General features: G+C 40.7%; 14 protein-coding genes and 5 tRNA genes. 17 read left to right on the forward strand and 2 right to left on the reverse strand.

Annotated elements, in window-relative coordinates; all coding sequences use genetic code 11:
• The first annotated feature begins 555 nt into the window (after positions 1-555).
• Positions 556-1416 (forward strand): glycerophosphodiester phosphodiesterase family protein, encoded by an 861-nt coding sequence (locus HW279_RS05425; RefSeq protein WP_002675127.1) that lies wholly within the window; start codon positions 556-558, stop codon positions 1414-1416.
• Positions 1417-1457: 41 nt separating this feature from the next.
• Here HW279_RS05425 and HW279_RS05430 read toward each other — a convergent pair whose 3' ends face one another.
• Positions 1458-2417, reverse strand: coding sequence for a ribonucleotide-diphosphate reductase subunit beta (locus HW279_RS05430; protein WP_178958247.1), 960 nt, complete (start codon positions 2415-2417; stop codon positions 1458-1460).
• Between the two features lie 283 nt (positions 2418-2700).
• Here HW279_RS05430 and HW279_RS05435 point away from each other — a divergent pair, with 283 nt between their 5' ends.
• From HW279_RS05435 to gldA, 15 genes are all read left to right on the forward strand, one after another.
• On the forward strand, positions 2701-2916 hold the full coding sequence (locus HW279_RS05435) for a hypothetical protein (RefSeq protein WP_002675130.1): 216 nt from the start codon (positions 2701-2703) through the stop codon (positions 2914-2916).
• Between the two features lie 6 nt (positions 2917-2922).
• Complete coding sequence (rfbD, locus tag HW279_RS05440) at positions 2923-3759, forward strand: dTDP-4-dehydrorhamnose reductase (protein WP_178958248.1); 837 nt, start codon at positions 2923-2925, stop codon at positions 3757-3759.
• Between the two features lie 27 nt (positions 3760-3786).
• Complete coding sequence (locus HW279_RS05445; protein ID WP_009410846.1) at positions 3787-4350, forward strand: LemA family protein; 564 nt, start codon at positions 3787-3789, stop codon at positions 4348-4350.
• Positions 4351-4504: 154 nt separating this feature from the next.
• Positions 4505-5428: a M48 family metallopeptidase gene (locus tag HW279_RS05450; RefSeq protein ID WP_178958249.1), complete on the forward strand. Its 924-nt coding sequence runs from the start codon at positions 4505-4507 to the stop codon at positions 5426-5428.
• Between the two features lie 609 nt (positions 5429-6037).
• Positions 6038-6111: transfer RNA gene (locus HW279_RS05455), tRNA-Thr, on the forward strand.
• Between the two features lie 36 nt (positions 6112-6147).
• Positions 6148-6229, forward strand: a tRNA-Tyr gene (locus HW279_RS05460).
• Positions 6230-6251: 22 nt separating this feature from the next.
• Positions 6252-6324 (forward strand) — tRNA-Gly (locus tag HW279_RS05465).
• Positions 6325-6336: 12 nt separating this feature from the next.
• Positions 6337-6408 (forward strand) — tRNA-Thr (locus HW279_RS05470).
• A gap of 65 nt (positions 6409-6473) precedes the next feature.
• A complete protein-coding gene (gene tuf / locus HW279_RS05475; RefSeq protein ID WP_178958250.1) occupies positions 6474-7661 on the forward strand; it encodes an elongation factor Tu in 1188 nt (395 codons plus the stop codon).
• Positions 7662-7738: 77 nt separating this feature from the next.
• Positions 7739-7809: transfer RNA gene (locus HW279_RS05480), tRNA-Trp, on the forward strand.
• A 448-nt stretch (positions 7810-8257) separates the two neighbouring features.
• Positions 8258-8467 (forward strand): hypothetical protein, encoded by a 210-nt coding sequence (locus HW279_RS05485; RefSeq protein WP_009419840.1) that lies wholly within the window; start codon positions 8258-8260, stop codon positions 8465-8467.
• On the forward strand, positions 8455-8739 hold the full coding sequence (locus HW279_RS05490; RefSeq protein WP_015782379.1) for a virulence protein: 285 nt from the start codon (positions 8455-8457) through the stop codon (positions 8737-8739). Before HW279_RS05485 ends, HW279_RS05490 begins: the two co-directional genes overlap by 13 nt.
• A 49-nt stretch (positions 8740-8788) precedes the next feature.
• Entirely contained in the window at positions 8789-9265 is a 477-nt protein-coding gene (locus HW279_RS05495; RefSeq protein ID WP_002675138.1) for an S-ribosylhomocysteine lyase, read from the forward strand.
• Between the two features lie 12 nt (positions 9266-9277).
• Positions 9278-11047, forward strand: a complete 1770-nt coding sequence (locus HW279_RS05500; protein ID WP_178958251.1) for an aminopeptidase P family protein — start codon at positions 9278-9280, stop codon at positions 11045-11047.
• A gap of 130 nt (positions 11048-11177) precedes the next feature.
• Positions 11178-12077 carry a gliding motility-associated ABC transporter ATP-binding subunit GldA gene (gene gldA, locus HW279_RS05505; RefSeq protein WP_178958252.1) on the forward strand — a complete coding sequence of 300 codons (900 nt, stop codon included), beginning with the start codon at positions 11178-11180 and terminating at the stop codon, positions 12075-12077.
• 32 nt (positions 12078-12109) lie between these two features.
• Here gldA and HW279_RS05510 read toward each other — a convergent pair whose 3' ends face one another.
• The gene (locus HW279_RS05510) at positions 12110-12826 is read right to left on the reverse strand and encodes a LytR/AlgR family response regulator transcription factor (RefSeq protein ID WP_178959034.1); all 717 of its coding nucleotides are present in this window, start codon (positions 12824-12826) and stop codon (positions 12110-12112) included.
• 700 nt (positions 12827-13526) lie between these two features.
• On the opposite strand from HW279_RS05510, the gene HW279_RS05515 reads away from it, so the two are divergent.
• On the forward strand, positions 13527-16253 hold the full coding sequence (locus HW279_RS05515; protein WP_178958253.1) for a calcium-translocating P-type ATPase, PMCA-type: 2727 nt from the start codon (positions 13527-13529) through the stop codon (positions 16251-16253).
• Positions 16254-16455 lie beyond the last annotated feature (202 nt).

The following is a 16455-nucleotide window of genomic DNA, read 5'->3' on the forward strand; positions in this document are numbered from 1 at the left end:
TAATTTGCTAATTCTCTTTCCCGTTACACTCCCCCCTAGTGCCTATGGCCTAAGGCCTATTGCCTTTTCTCTTTCTTTCGCCTCGAAACCTTGTTTTTAACATTTTTAGCCTTGTTGTATTATGTTATTAATCAATTTTTTACACACCCTTCCTATACCAATCGTCCAAGATTCGTATAAGCTTCCTATAAGCTCTCTATAAGCTACCCCCACCCTTCTCATAGCCTTTTTTTACCAAAACCCCTCTTAACTCTCTTCCGAACTTTTCTGTTTCCTTCCGAATACTCCTAACAGTCACCAACACATCGCTTTTTCATCTCAAACTTTGGCAAAGTTTTAAACTTTGCCAAAGTTGAATAAACTAACAAACCCTCCGCTAGTGCGATTCTTGTAGCCTCCTCCTCATTCTCTCATTCTTCCATTTTCTCATTTCCTAATTCTCTCATTTCCCACCCTCTTGTCACTTTTTCGTCGCATTCCTAGTGCCTATGACCTAAGGCCTAAGGCCTCGCATTTTTTTCATTTCCACATTTTATTTATCTTTGCAAAAAAAATATGTTTTTAATGAAGAAATATATCATCACTTTATCGCTTTTGTGCCTCGCAATGGCCTGCAAAAGCCCCTCTACCGGACAGATAATCCCCCAAGAGGAGATTACTAACCAAATGTATTTCACCTCCAAACCCATTGTTTCTGCTCATCGGGGTGGGGGAGGAGAGCAACTTAAAGGCTATCCCGAAAACTGTTTGGAAAGCATTCAATACCTTTCCAAGAAAGGAATACACAGCTTTGAGATAGATATCTTCGAGAGTGCCGACGGCGATTTGCTCCTGATGCACGACGATAAGTTAGGACGTACCGCCACAGGTCAAGGAGTTGTATCAGCTCTTACTACCGCACAGTTGCGTACTGAAAAACTCAAAGATGAGTTCGGTAATGTAACTGCTTTTCAGATTCCGTTTTTAAAAGATGTACTTTCGTGGTGTAAAACCCATAAGGGGTACTTAATGTTAGATTTTAAAAAGGGTATTTCTTATCAAAAAGTGGTAGATTTAGTGCGCGAAGAGAAGATGGAAGCGCAAGTGGTGCTTATCAGTTATAATACTGCACAAGCCGAAGCCTTGCATAAGGTAGCTCCTGAGATGCTCCTTTCGGTGAGCGCCCGCAATGAAGACGAACTAAACCGTATTTTGCAAACAGGCATTCCTAAACAGAAGTTGTTGGCTTTCACTGGTATTCGTTTAGCTCCTGATCAGCTGTACGAGCGTTTAAACCAACTAAAAATACCTGCCATATTAGGTACATTAGGTAACTTAGATAAGCGTGCTGCTACCAAAGGCGACCACCTATATACCGAGTGGGCAAAGAAAGGTATACAAGTTTTCTCTACCGATAGACCTTTGGCATTCAAGTAAAAATAAGAGGTAAGAAACTTACTTCTTACCTCTTATTTTATCTAAAACAAATCGTTTTCGCTAATACTCTTGTCGTGTTTAGTATAAGCAGTAGGGCGTTTGGCAAAGAAGTCGTCAAGCTCATTGCTGAACACTTCCTCCTCAAACCACATCATCGGTTTAGCTTCCTCTCCCGAAATACCAAAAGGTTTTCCTAATCCCAATTGTGTAAGCGAGTCGTCCAAACGATAACGCATATAGTTCGACAAGTCTTTTTTGCTAAAGAACTCCAATTCACCTTGTTCAAAAATCCAGTCTAGCATCTTGTCTTCCAAAGTGATATAACTACGGATAAAAGTAGTTGCATCTTCTTCGGCTTTAGCTTTCATTTCTGGATTTTCTTCAAATATCTTTTTGAGAATATAAATACCTGCATTGGCGTGTAACTGTTCGTCTACCGATGTCCACGCAATAATATTCGCTACGTTTTTCAAGAACCCTTTAAAACGCGTAAATGAAAGAATAGTAGCAAACTGACTGAACAACGAAGCATTCTCAATAATCAATGTGAAAAACAGAATCCGCTCCATAGCGTTCTCACGATTTTTAGTCAAGTATTCTTTTAATACATTACTGCGTTCTTTAAAAACAGGTACCTCCAATAAGTTTTCAAACTCGTTGTTGTAACCCAAAACCTCCAATAAGCGTGCATAAGCCTCGCTGTGGCGGAACTCACATTCGGCAAAAGTAGCCCCTAATCCGTTGAATTCAGGTTTAGGGAAGAGGTCATATAGGTCTCCCCAGAAAGTCTTTACCGATACTTCCACTTGGGCGATACCTAATAAAGCACGCTTTACTGCTTCTTTTTCCACAGGTGTTAACTCCGATTTAAAATCCTGAATATCGGCAGTAAACTCCACTTCTGAGTGTACCCAAAACGATTTGTGCATAGCGTTCACAAACTCCATAACCTCAGGATATTCAAAAGGTTTGTAGTTCTCGCGTTTGTCAAAAATTCCCATAATGATAAATGTTTTTTTATGAATGTTTTAATGATGTTTTACAGAGCGCAAAGATAATAAAAATACTATAAACTCCAATAATTTTTCTAATTTGCTAATTCCCACATTCCCTAATTTTCTAATTTTCTCATTCTCTAATTTTACCTTTTACCTTTTACCTAAATTCCTCCTGTTGATAACTCTGTTAATAACCTGTTGATTTAAATTGATAACTATTTTTTGTCAATAATAAATTTATTCGTACTTTTGCCTCGTCAAACAATGATTAAACATTTATAGAACTATGGAAGAATTTGTAAAATTAGTAGAACACATTTTGTATATGGAGAATTTCAACACTGCAATTACTCCTGACTTAAAACAAAAGTTTATAGAGCTTAACAGAACTTATGGCAATAATGTGCCCGATAAGTATAAAGCAGATGTAAACAGATTATATAATAGCTTTCGCGATAAACAAAGCGTAGAGGTAGATAGTAACGCTTACGCTGTTAGTTAACAGTAAATGAATGTTTTAGTAACTGGAGGTAGTGGGCAATTAGGTTCTGAAATTCAGGCTAATCCTCACAAGAAAAGTTGCTACTATTTCACGGATATAAATAGCTTGGACATCTGTGATGTCCAAGCTATTCGTGCTTTTGTGCAACTTAATAATATTGATGTCATTGTCAATTGCGCAGCTTATACCAATGTTGATAAAGCCGAAGACGACTCAGCTCTCGCTACTCTTATCAACCATACAGCTGTCGAGAATTTAGCAACTGTTTGTAAAGAACACAACTTGCCTCTTATTCATATTTCCACCGATTATGTATTCGGAGGAAGTAAAAACACTCCTTATACCGAAAACGACCCAACCACACCTCTTGGGGTCTATGGGCGTACTAAATTAGCAGGCGAACAAGCAATACAACAAGCAGGTATTGAACATCTCATTATCCGTACAGCGTGGTTGTACTCATTGCGTTTCGGTCATAACTTTGTAAAAACTATTCAGCGTCTCAGTGCCGAACGTACTGAACTAAAAGTAGTATTCGACCAAGTAGGTACCCCTACCAACGCTTCTGATTTAGCCGATTTTATTGTGCAAGCAGTCGAAAACCTTTGGTATAAAGGCAAACGTGAGGTCTATCACTTCTCTAACGAAGGGGTTTGCTCGTGGTATGACTTTGCAGTAACTATTGTAGCGCAATCGGGTAATAATTGTAAAGTATCGCCCTGTCGTTCCGATGAGTTTCCAAGCAAAGTAATGCGCCCTGCCTACTCAGTGTTAGATAAAACCAAGCTAAAAAAAGACTTTAATTATCCAATTCCTCATTGGAGGCATAGTTTTAATTGTTAATATTAATTGTAAATAATTAAATTAAATATGGGACTTATAATAACCATCGCAATCATAGTGATTGTAGTATTTTGGTACATTAGTGCCAACAACAAGCTCGTGGCATTAGCCAATAATCGTGAGAATGCCTTTGCTGATATCGATGTGCAACTTAAGCAACGTCACGACCTTATTCCTCAACTTGTAGCAGCCGTAAAAGGCTATATGACTCACGAGTCCGATGTGCTCACCAAAATCACTCAAGCGCGCAGTCGTGCTATGAGCGCTACTGATATAAACGATAAGATTGCAGCTGAGAAAGAACTCTCTTCTGCAATGGGTGCTTTCAATATCCAAGTAGAAGCTTACCCCGATTTGAAAGCGAATACTAACTTTATGCACCTCCAACAAGAAATTGCCGATATAGAAAATAAATTGGCGTCAGTGCGTCGCTTCTTCAACTCTACTACCAAAGAGCTGAATACCGCTATCCAATCGATACCTACTAACATCGTAGCAGGTTTCAAAAAGATGACCCCACAACCCTTCTTCGATTTGGGTACAGAACAACGCCAGCAGTTGGATAAAGCTCCCGAGATTTCGTTTAGCTAATTGAATGCACAGAAGATATATAAAGGAGATGTTTTATAGCGTCTCCTTTATTTGTTTTTTTGAACATTGTTTGGTATTCTCATATAAAACTAATATCTTTGCCACTCCTATCTTTGCAAGTAAAGAAAGATTGGTAATAATAAAAACTTAAATTATGCAATATCTTGGTATCCGACAACAAATTGCACGAAATAACACCAAGTCTGTTCTGTATTTATTAGCCTTCCCCTTGCTAATCCTTGCGGGAACCTATGCGGTATTGTATATGCTTAACGACCAAGATATAGAGGCTGTGAATGCTCAATTCCTTTCAGTAGTCCCTATGGTGCTGATAGGGGTAGCTATATGGTTTGTAATCTCCTACTTCTTCAATACCCAAATGATACAAACCGCCACTCACTCTCGTCCCTTAGAACGCCGGGAGAATATGCGGGTGTATAACCTCACCGAGAACCTTTGTATGAGTGTCGGAATGCCTATGCCCAAACTTTATATTATAGAAAGCGACGCACTCAATGCTTTTGCTTCTGGTATCAACCAAAAAACCTTTGCCGTCACCCTCACTCGGGGTATTATCAACACGCTTAACGACGACGAACTCGAAGGGGTGATAGCTCACGAGCTTACCCATATCCGCAACCGCGATGTCCGTTTGCTTATTGTTACCATTGTGTTTGTAGGTATTTTTGCCACGATTGCCAATATCGCTTTCCGCACGATGCTCAATAGTCAGTTGTGTTCTTCACGCAACAGGCGAAACGAAAAGGGTGGGGGAGGAGCTGTTGTGCTGGTAGTCTTGTTAGTCGCAGGGGTTGTCTATTTCCTTTCAATACTCTTTAAGTTGGCACTTTCTCGCAGTCGCGAATATATGGCTGATGCAGGAGCTGTTGAAATGACCCATAAGTCTTTGGCATTAGCCAATGCCTTAAAGAAAATCTCAGGGCACTCCACCATCGAAGGTGTGGATAACGACGAAGTAAAAGAACTCTTCATCGACTATAAAGCCGAAGGCTTTTTTGCAATGTTCGCCACCCACCCACCTATTCGCAAACGCATACAAGTATTAGAGCAATTTTAAAGACTTGTTTTAGCTCAAAACAACCAAAACATTGTTGCGCATAAGCTTCCCTTCTACAACTCCCCTTGATTCTTTCGGCAAACGTAGCTTCCCTATGTATCAATCATAGAAGTTTTCTTCGTTTATTCTTCGTCCTTTGTTTGTCTTTCCTTCATTCTTGACCCACTGTAGACCCACTGTAGAGCCACTGTAGAGCCACTGTAGACCCACTGTAGACCCACTGTAACACCACTTATCCTTCGTTTAAACCTTATTACTTGTCCGTATACCTCACACTTGCTCGTTGCGGTTCGCATCGTACTTTTATTTACTTTTATATCGCAAAGCTTTGCCAAAACCTTAAACTTTGGTAAAGTTGAAGTTACTCAAAAAGCTCTTTTTATCATCATTTTTATCTTTCAGTCTTAATTTTTGTATAAACAAACCCTAATTTGCCAATTATTCGCGTAAGCTAAAAAAATAGCAATAAAGTTAAAACATATTATTTAGAAAATACATCTGATATTCAAATGTTTATATTTACAATTAAAATATTTTCGTAAAAAAAGTGCTAAAAATTTTGTTGATAAAAAAAAATGTTATACTTTTGCGCTCTGTAAAAAGATAGACGCCGGCATAGCTCAGTTGGCCAGAGCACGTGATTTGTAATCTCGGGGTCGTGGGTTCGAATCCCTCTGCCGGCTCAAAAAAAGTACATATTTTAATAGTTCAAATATTCGGGGGAGATACTCAAGTGGCCAACGAGGGCAGACTGTAAATCTGCTGGTTTTACCTTCACAGGTTCGAATCCTGTTCTCCCCACTGTCATATTTTTATTTTTTTTGCGGGAGTAGCTCAGTTGGTAGAGCGTCAGCCTTCCAAGCTGAATGTCGCGAGTTCGAACCTCGTCTCCCGCTCTTTTTTTGTATGCTGATGTAGCTCAGGGGTAGAGCACTTCCTTGGTAAGGAAGAGGTCACGAGTTCAAATCTCGTCATCAGCTCTCACGTATTTTGTACACACATCAAACACTCATTTATATAACTAAGATTTAAAATTTATTTAAAAATGGCAAAAGAAACATTTGATCGTTCCAAACCCCACTTGAATATTGGTACTATTGGACACGTGGATCACGGTAAAACAACTTTGACAGCCGCTATTACTAAAGTATTAGCCGATGCTGGTCTTTCAGAAGTTCGTAGCTTCGATTCAATCGACAACGCTCCCGAAGAAAAAGAACGTGGTATTACCATTAATACCTCTCACGTAGAATACCAAACAGCTACTCGTCACTACGCACACGTAGACTGTCCTGGCCACGCCGACTACGTAAAGAATATGATTACAGGTGCTGCCCAAATGGACGGTGCTATCCTCGTAGTTGCTGCAACCGATGGACCTATGCCTCAAACTCGTGAGCACATCCTCCTCGGTCGCCAAGTAGGTATTCCTCGTATCGTTGTGTTTATGAACAAAGTAGATATGGTAGACGACCCAGAATTGTTGGAACTCGTAGAACTCGAAATGCGTGAGCTTTTGAGCTCTTACCAATACGATGGCGATAATACTCCTATCATACAAGGTTCAGCTCTTGGTGCTCTTAACGGCGAAAAGAAATGGGTTGATAGCGTTCTTGCCCTTATGGACGCTGTTGATAAATGGATCGAACTTCCAACTCGTGACATCGATAAACCATTCTTGATGCCTATCGAAGACGTGTTCACTATCACCGGTCGTGGTACCGTTGCTACAGGTCGTATCGAAACTGGTGAAGCTAAAACAGGTGATGCAGTTGAAATCATCGGTATGGGTGCTGATAAATTGACCTCTACTATTACTGGGGTTGAAATGTTCCGCAAAATCCTCGACCGTGGTGAAGCTGGTGACAACGTAGGTTTGTTGCTTCGTGGTATCGACAAAAAAGACATCAAACGTGGTATGGTAATCTGCAAACCAGGTTCTGTAACTCCACACGCTAAATTCAAAGCTGAGGTGTATATCCTTTCTAAAGAAGAAGGGGGTCGTCACACTCCATTCCACAACAACTACCGTCCTCAATTCTACGTACGTACAACCGACGTAACCGGTACTATCCACTTGCAACCAGGTGTCGATATGGTTATGCCAGGTGATAACGTAACTATCGAAGTAGAATTGTTGCAACCTATCGCTCTTAATGTAGGTCTTCGTTTCGCTATCCGCGAAGGTGGTCGTACCGTAGGTGCTGGTCAAGTAACTGAAATTCTTGACTAATTAGCTTAGAAGGTTAGGTTAAATATTATTTAATACAAAAAAGTTTTGAGCATAAAAACTCAAAACTTTTTTAAAATACGGGTGTAGTTCAAGGGTAGAATAGCGGTCTCCAAAACCGTTGATGGGGGTTCGAATCCCTCCACCCGTGCTTAACATTGCTAAAGTCACAAACTTTGGCAATGTTTTTTTTGTTTTTATCTTCTAAAAATCATATCTTTGTATCACATTATTTTTTATCTTTTACCTGAATATACTCCATATTTTTGATGATAAATAAAAAAGTTGAGTCGTCCTTTTTGTATTATTAAAACGACTAAAACACGTAAGAAAATGGTGATTAAGAGTAATATCTCTACTAGTGGAATTATAGATTTTTAAAACAATTTCCTTAAAACATTTGTTTTTTAATGACAGGTTTAATACCTTTGCGGGGTAGTTTATTAGGTGTCAGACGTTAGAGTTTTTTTCAGAAACTCTCCGAGCTTCTCCGAAAATTCAGACACTCCTAAACAACTTTACTCAAGAATTTCAACTAAATATCAATTAACAAGAAGTAAAGGTATCATCTCTTACCTCTTATCTCTTACCTAAACAAAATGGATAGTAAATTTAACATAGGACAACGCGTGTGGGTTTCTCCTCAACTCACAGGGAAACCCGATTGGGTAGAAGCTACCGTTACCGAAATAGAACAAAATCCTTTTATAGGAATTGTCATTGAAGTAAAAACGGACAATGACGAATTATTCTTTGAAAAAGAAGATATGTTTAAACCCGTTGAAGAGGAAGAATTATGCACGCTATAGCTTTTGACTTAATAGTTTCTGAGCTAAAGAAACATTATAAAGATCCATATCACAACGCTTATGCTGAAATTAGAAAAGTACTTAAGCAAAATAATTTTTATTGGATACAAGGGAGTACTTATGCTACTGAAGGCGATTTGCGAACCCTTTTTCGTGCTATACAAAGCCTAAAAAATATCAAATGGTTTTGCCTCTCTGTAAGAGATATTCGCGCTTTCAAAATAGAAGACTACTCCGATTTTACTCAAGAATTTCAACTAAATATCAATTAACAAGAAGTAAAGGTATCATCTCTTACCTCTTATCTCTTAGCTAAATAAAATGGAAAGAATAGCAAGTTTTTGTATCGACCACCTCAAACTCGAGCGTGGCATTTATGTATCGCGTAAAGACTATGTAGGCAAGGAAGTGCTTACCTCTTTCGATATCCGTATGAAGCTCCCTTACCGTGAGCCCGTACTCGGTAGTCCCGAAACGCATACTATCGAGCACCTCGCTGCTACTTGGTTGCGCAACAACCCCGAGTGGAAAGACAAGATTATCTATTGGGGACCTATGGGCTGTATGACCGGTAATTACCTCATTCTCGCTGGTGACTATACTTCTAAAGATATCGCCCCCTTGATTACCGAACTCTTTGAGTATATCGCTAATTTTGAAGGTGATATCCCTGGTGCATCGGCTTTAGAATGCGGCAATTTCTACAACAACAACCTCCCAATGGCGAAGTATGAAGCTAAGAAATACTTAGAAACTCTTCACCACCTCACTGATAAAAATCTGAATTATCCAGAATAAAAACTATAAACAATGAATACACCCGAAAAATTATCCCTCTTGCGCTCTAAAATGCAAGAAAACAACATCGACGCTTTTGTGGTATTCAGCGCCGACCCTCACCTTAGTGAATACCTACCCAAAGAATGGCTCGAACGCGCTTGGCTCTCTGGATTTACAGGCTCTGCGGGTTTTGTAGTGGTTACCAAAGATAAAGCCGGCTTGTGGACAGACTCTCGCTACTTTGTACAATCGGCGATTGAGCTCAAAGGCTCAGGTATCGACCTCTTCAAAGACGGTGTAGAAGGCACTCCCGATTATGCCGATTGGCTCGTATCAGTACTTCCTGCTGGGGCTACTGTAGCACTCAACGCCTTAGCAACCTCTCACATCGCTTGGGAAAAACTACAAGCTACTTTAGCCGCTCACAATATCAAATTGGTGCATAAACCTCTTATCGACCTTATCTGGACAAACCGCGAAAAAGACCCTCTTCACCACATTTTCGTACACCCCGATAAATGGGCAGGACAAACCGTAGCCGAGAAACTCACCGCTATTCGCAAAGCAATGGCTACCTACCGCACTACCTTGCACCTTATCACTGCCTTAGACGATGTAGCGTGGACACTCAACCTCCGCGGTAGCGATGTGGCTTACAACCCTGTATTCCTCGGTTATATTGCCCTCACCGATAAAGAAGCGACCCTTTTTGTAGATAAAGCTAAACTCACCCCTGAGGTAGAAAATCATTTGGCAGCAGCCAAAGTAAACGTGCGTGCTTATGATGAGTTCTACAACTATTTGGCTACCGTAAAAGGACAAAATATACTCCTCGCCCCTAATACCAATCAAGCGATATTTGAAGCTCTCCAAAAGGACAATAAACTCGTGCAAGCTCCCGCTCCTGGCAACCTGATGAAAGCCGTGAAGAACGCTACCGAGCTCGAAGGATTCCGCACCGTAATGGTACGCGATGGGGTGGCAATGGTGAAGTTTCTCTATTGGCTCACCCACCAAGTAGGCAAAGAGCCAATGACCGAATACAGCATCGGCAAGAAGCTACGCGATTTCCGTGCCGAGGGCAAAAACTTCGTAGGCGAAAGTTTCGGCAGTATCATTGGTTACCAAGGTAATGGCGCTATTGTACACTATTCAGCTCCTGAGCACGGTAGTAAAGAGGTACACCCCGAAGGTAGCGTTTTGGTAGACTCTGGCGGACAGTATCTTGAAGGCACTACCGATATCACTCGTACCATTCCATTAGGCAAAGTAAGCCAGCAGTTTATTGACGATAGTACCCTCGTGCTCAAAGGAATGATACAACTCGCAATGGTGCAATTCCCCAAAGGTACTCGTGGCGTACAGCTCGACGCCTATGCGCGTATGGCACTTTGGAAAAACCACAAGGACTACGGTCACGGTACAGGTCACGGAGTAGGTAGCTTTATGAACGTACACGAAGGCCCTCAAAATATCCGTAAAGACCTCAACCCGCAAGTACTTTTAGCGGGTATGGTATGCTCCGACGAACCTGGGGTATATCTCGAAAACCAATACGGTATTCGTCACGAGAACCTCATTACAGTGCGTGAAGTAGCTACCAACGAGTTTGGTACGTTCTACGATTTTGAGACCCTCACCCTTTGCCCGTTTATGCCCTCAAGCATCAATGTAGTGCTCCTCACTGATGTAGAGCGTAAATGGCTTAATGCCTACCACAAAACCTGTGAAGAGAAACTCGCTCCCCTTTTGGAAGGCGAAGTAAAAGAATGGTTCTTAACTCTTGTAAAACCTTTGTAGTTTAGCTTCTATTTGTTTTTAAATAATATAGTGAAAAGGCTATCCAAAACTCTATTTGGGTAGCCTTTTTTAATTATTACGCTTGCCAATTGTTTATTATTTTGTACTTTTGAGCCCAAAATAAAATAAGATGTCTGTAGAAGTTCAACAACTAACAAAAATATACGGACAGCAAGTGGCTGTCAATGCTATCAGTTTTAAACTTGAAAAAGGTGAAATTACCGGCTTTTTAGGTCCTAATGGCGCAGGTAAATCTACTACTATGAAAATGATTACAGGAGCGCTGACCCCTACTGATGGAACAATAACAGTAAATGGCATTGATATACTAAAAAATCCTATTGAAGCACAGAGAACAATAGGGTATTTACCTGAACACAATCCGTTGTATACCGAAATGTACGTGCGCGAATACCTGCGCTTTATGGCTCAACTATACCCCAAAGTCTCCTCCGATAGGATTGAAGAGGTAATTGCTCTTACAGGGCTTTCTTCCGAAAGCAATAAGAAAATAGAAGCGCTCTCCAAAGGCTATCGCCAGCGTGTAGGCTTGGCTTCTGCACTTATTCACGACCCCGAAATTCTTATCCTCGATGAACCTACCACAGGGCTCGATCCCAATCAGCTGGTAGAAATACGCCATATTATCAAAGAGTTAGGTAAGCGTAAAACAGTGTTGCTATCTTCTCATATTATGCAAGAAATTCAAGCTTTGGCTGACCGTGTGATTGTATTGCATAAAGGTAACATCGTGTTAGATAAGAAAATGGCCGAACTGCAAAACAAAGAACAAATTATAGAAGTAGCTTTTGATTTTCGTGTCGAAGAACGCCTCTTACGCGCTTTGCCTAACATCGTATCTGTGCATAATGTCTGTGATTTTCTATATCAGTTACAGTTCGATACCTCAGAAGATATGCGCCCCACTGTGTTCGATTTTGCCAAAGAAAACGGATTGAAAATACTACAAATTAATCACAAGCATAAAGACTTAGAACAAACCTTTATTCAACTAACGGCTAATAATTAAAAAAGTTGCTTGAAAAAATCAAGCAACTTTTTTTATTGACCATTAGGCATTATTTTATTCAGAAACGCCTCCCTACAATTCTCAGCAATCGTAATGCGTTGTTTGCCAAATACTATTTGGTTGCGCTCCACTACTTCTACTTTGTCCAGAGCTACTATAAACGACCTATGCACTCGCATAAACCGTTCTTCCGGTAATTCCTCTTCCAATTTCTTCAAGCTCATCAGCGTTACAATAGGATGTGGCTGACTGTTGAGGTATATTTTTACGTAATCTTTAAGACTTTCTATATACAAAATATCATCATACATCACCTTTATTTGCTTGTAATCCGCCTTTACAAACATATAATCCTGCGCTACTTCGAGCGGTTTTTCAGTAACAGAAGGTGTGCTTAATATCAAAGCCTTTTGAGCCGTCTCCAAAAACTCAGCATAATCAAAAGGTTTCAATAAGTATCCAATAGAGTTTACCTTATATCCCTCAATAGCGTATTGGTCAAAAGCCGTAGTAAAAACAATTTTAGTTGAGGTAGGTATCTTTTTAGAAAGCTGGAGCCCTGTAAGCTCAGGCATTTGGATATCCATATAGATAAGGTCGGGTGCGCTACCTTCATATAAGAACGTCAATACATCAATAGCATTGCTAAATTTGCCGACTAACCTCAGAAAAGGAGTCTTTACCACATAACTTTCCAGCAGTTGGAGCGCCATAGGCTCATCGTCTACAATGATACAAGTAAGTTGCATTTTGCCACAGATATAAAATTCCAAAGGCAAAGATACACTTATTTTTCCGTTATATACCCAAATAATGATATTTTTTTCCTCCCGCACACTCCTACTAAACTCCTCCAACAAATTTGCTAATTTCCAAATTTTCTAATTTGCTAATTCTCTTTCCCGTCACTACATTCCCCTTTTCCGTCGCCATATTCCCCCTTTTCCGTCATACTCCCCCCTATTGCCTGTGGCCTAAGGCCTATCACCTCTTCCCTTTTCTTTCGCCTCGAAACCCTGTTTTTCTCATTTTTAGCCTTGTTGTATCATATTATGAATCAACTATTTATATACCCTTTCTATACCAATCGTCCAAGATTCGTATAAGCTTCCTATAAGCTCTCTATAAGCTACCCCCACCCTCCTTACACCCTTTTTTCACCAAAATCTCTCTCAACCTTCTTCTGAAAATCTCCGTTTCCTTCCGAAAATTCAAAACCTCTCTAAGATTCTCTAAAAACTCCGACGAACCTCTCTCCCCATTTCACAAGGCGCAGCCTTGATTTTGTTTAAAATTTGTTTAATTTCTGAGGCACAGCCTCATTCCTCTAACTCAACCTCGCACCTCATTTCCTCATTTCCAAATTCTCTCATTTTCTAATTCTCTCATTTTATAATTTTCTAATTTGCTAATTATAACTATCTTTGCATTTTAATTACTCAAAAAGCTATGGCAGATAAACACCATTACAAAGGTCTTACCGATGCACAAGTCCTTGAAAGTCGTGCCAAACACGGCGAAAACTCCCTCTCATCAGTAGAGGGCGAACCGCTTTGGAAACAATTCTTAGAAAAGTTCACCGACCCCATTATCATCATTCTTCTCGTTGCCCTCGTCTTCTCTTTTGGAGTATCTACTTATGAGTATGTGGTGCATAATGAAGGTTTCGATGCTTTCTTAGAGCCCATAGGGATTCTCTTTGCTGTACTTTTGGCTACAGGTGTCGCTTTCTATTTTGAACATAAAGCCAATAAACAATTCGAGATTCTCAATCAGGTAAACGACGAGATTTACTACAAAGTCATTCGCAACGAACACATTACACAAGTGCTCAAAAAGGATATTGTAGTAGGCGATATAGTGATTTTGGAAACCGGTGAAGAAGTACCCGCCGATGGCGAGCTCCTCGAAGCCGTATCAATGCATATCAACGAGTCTACCCTTACCGGAGAACCTTTGGTACACAAAACCACCAATCCAGCCGATTTTGAGGCAGAAGCTACTTACCCTTCTAACTACGTTTGTCGCGGTACTTCGGTATCCGATGGTCACGGTATTTTTGAAGTGAAAAAGGTCGGCGATGCTACCGAATACGGCAAAGTGTTCGAGGGGGTTCAGATAGACAACACAGTGAAAACTCCTCTCAACGAACAGTTGGATAAACTCGCAGGAATGATTACCAAAATCAGTTACGCCATTGCAATTTTGGTGATTGTAGGTCGCCTTATCCTATATTTTACGCTTCCTGCTCATAACATAAACCAAATCGATTGGATTGATTTTGGTCACTATCTTCTCAATACAGCGATGATTGCTATTACCGTAGTGGTAGTTGCGGTACCCGAAGGCTTACCGATGAGTGTTACCCTCAGTTTGGCTTATAGTATGCGCAGTATGATGGCTACCAATAACCTCGTGCGCAAGATGCACGCTTGTGAGACGATGGGCGCTACTACCGTGATTTGTACCGATAAAACGGGTACACTCACCCAAAACCAAATGACTATCTACGAAACTTATTTCAATCGTTTTACAGATGAACAATTAGGTGAAAAACTCATTGCCGAATCGATGGCAGTGAACTCTACGGCTTACCTCGATTTTACTGATAAAGAAAAACCAAACGTGCTGGGGAATCCTACCGAAGGAGCACTCCTATTGTGGCTCTATGGCAAAAGAACCAACTACTTGCCCATACGCGAAGGGAGTGAAGTGCTTAACCAACTCACTTTTTCTACCGAACGCAAGTATATGGCTACTTTGGTGCAATCACCTGCCTTGGGCAAACCGGTATTGTACGTGAAAGGAGCTCCCGAAATCGTGATGACTTTTTGCTACGAAGGTGGTAAATTCCTTTCCGATATTCCTCAAGCCGATTTCGAGGCAAAACTATTACAATACCAAAACCAAGCGATGCGCACTATCGGTTTTGCATATAAAGTAATCGACGACCCGAATACGGTAATATCCGAAAATGGTAAGTTAGTGATAAATGGCTTAAATTTTATAGGTATTACCGCTATTTCTGACCCCGTACGCCCTGATGTACCTGCTTCTATTGAAGAGTGTTTGCACGCAGGCATTCAGGTGAAGATTGTAACCGGTGATACACCAGGTACCGCTCGCGAAATCGCCCGCCAAATACATTTGTGGGACGATACTTGCACCGAGCGTAACCAAATCACCGGCGTAGAATTTGCCGCAATGAGCGATACCGAACTCTTAGATCGCATTACCGACTTACGTGTGATTTCACGCGCGCGTCCGCTCGACAAAGCACGCCTCGTGAACCTATTGCAACAAAAAGGTGAAGTTGTAGCCGTAACCGGTGATGGTACCAACGATGCACCAGCCCTCAAAGCTGCTCAAGTAGGTCTTTCAATGGGCGACGGAACCTCAGTAGCCAAAGAAGCTTCTGATATCACTATCTTAGACAACTCGTTCAGTAGTATCGGTAAAGCCGTAATGTGGGGGCGTTCACTCTATTTAAACATTCAGCGTTTTATCCTCTTCCAGATGACTATCAATGTGGCAGCGTGTATCATCGTGCTCATTGGGGCATTTTTAGGGGTAGAGTCACCGCTTACCGTAACCCAAATGCTCTGGGTGAACCTCATTATGGATACCTTTGCAGCATTAGCGTTAGCGTCCTTACCACCGAGCAACCGCGTAATGAACGATAAACCTCGTGCGCGTGGTGCTAATATCATTACAAAGCCAATGACGAAAGGCATTTTTGGTGTAGGAGGATTCTTTGTAGTGTTGCTTTTTGGTTTCATTCAGTACTTTAAAAATGAGGATATCACCAGTCTCACTCAATTTTCAATCACTGATTATTTCACTCATTTCTTTCACTTCGGAACACCCAAAAACGGACTATCGGCTTATGAACTTTCCTTGTTCTTCTCGATATTCGTGTTCTTGCAATTCTGGAATATGTTCAATGCCAAAGCTTATCGTACTGGCAAGAGTACTTTTTATAATATAGGCAAGAGCCAAGGTTTTATACTTATCGCTACGGTGATTGTCATCGGTCAAGTGTTTATCACTACTTTTGGTGGACAGATGTTCAACGTAACCCCACTCAAGCTCACCGATTGGACAATCATCATTGGTGCTACCAGCCTCGTACTCTGGACAGGAGAAATTCTCAGAGCTGTAAAAAGAGAAAAGTAATAGTCGCTTTTGCGATACATACTTAGCCGAATTTTCAAACTTTGGCTAAGTTGATTACCTTGATAATCAAAATGCTTTAGTTACATTGTAGGGAAGATTGGCAAATCGCCCTCACAAAACAAAACTTTCCAGATAAGCTCTTTTTTTGTATTAAAACTTTGCTGATTTGCTAATTTTCTCCTATCTTTGCCCCTGTATTAAC

It is taken from the genome of Capnocytophaga sp. oral taxon 903 (assembly GCF_013394785.1).
GTDB classification, from domain to species: Bacteria; Bacteroidota; Bacteroidia; order Flavobacteriales; family Flavobacteriaceae; genus Capnocytophaga; species Capnocytophaga ochracea.

Coding starts and splice junctions, on each gene's coding strand:
- HW279_RS05425 (WP_002675127.1), top strand. CDS start 556: ATGTTTTTAATGAAGAAATATATCATCACTTTATCGCTTTTGTGCCTC.
- HW279_RS05430 (WP_178958247.1), bottom strand. CDS start 2,417: ATGGGAATTTTTGACAAACGCGAGAACTACAAACCTTTTGAATATCCT.
- HW279_RS05435 (WP_002675130.1), top strand. CDS start 2,701: ATGGAAGAATTTGTAAAATTAGTAGAACACATTTTGTATATGGAGAAT.
- rfbD (WP_178958248.1), top strand. CDS start 2,923: ATGAATGTTTTAGTAACTGGAGGTAGTGGGCAATTAGGTTCTGAAATT.
- HW279_RS05445 (WP_009410846.1), top strand. CDS start 3,787: ATGGGACTTATAATAACCATCGCAATCATAGTGATTGTAGTATTTTGG.
- HW279_RS05450 (WP_178958249.1), top strand. CDS start 4,505: ATGCAATATCTTGGTATCCGACAACAAATTGCACGAAATAACACCAAG.
- tuf (WP_178958250.1), top strand. CDS start 6,474: ATGGCAAAAGAAACATTTGATCGTTCCAAACCCCACTTGAATATTGGT.
- HW279_RS05485 (WP_009419840.1), top strand. CDS start 8,258: ATGGATAGTAAATTTAACATAGGACAACGCGTGTGGGTTTCTCCTCAA.
- HW279_RS05490 (WP_015782379.1), top strand. CDS start 8,455: ATGCACGCTATAGCTTTTGACTTAATAGTTTCTGAGCTAAAGAAACAT.
- HW279_RS05495 (WP_002675138.1), top strand. CDS start 8,789: ATGGAAAGAATAGCAAGTTTTTGTATCGACCACCTCAAACTCGAGCGT.
- HW279_RS05500 (WP_178958251.1), top strand. CDS start 9,278: ATGAATACACCCGAAAAATTATCCCTCTTGCGCTCTAAAATGCAAGAA.
- gldA (WP_178958252.1), top strand. CDS start 11,178: ATGTCTGTAGAAGTTCAACAACTAACAAAAATATACGGACAGCAAGTG.
- HW279_RS05510 (WP_178959034.1), bottom strand. CDS start 12,826: ATGCAACTTACTTGTATCATTGTAGACGATGAGCCTATGGCGCTCCAA.
- HW279_RS05515 (WP_178958253.1), top strand. CDS start 13,527: ATGGCAGATAAACACCATTACAAAGGTCTTACCGATGCACAAGTCCTT.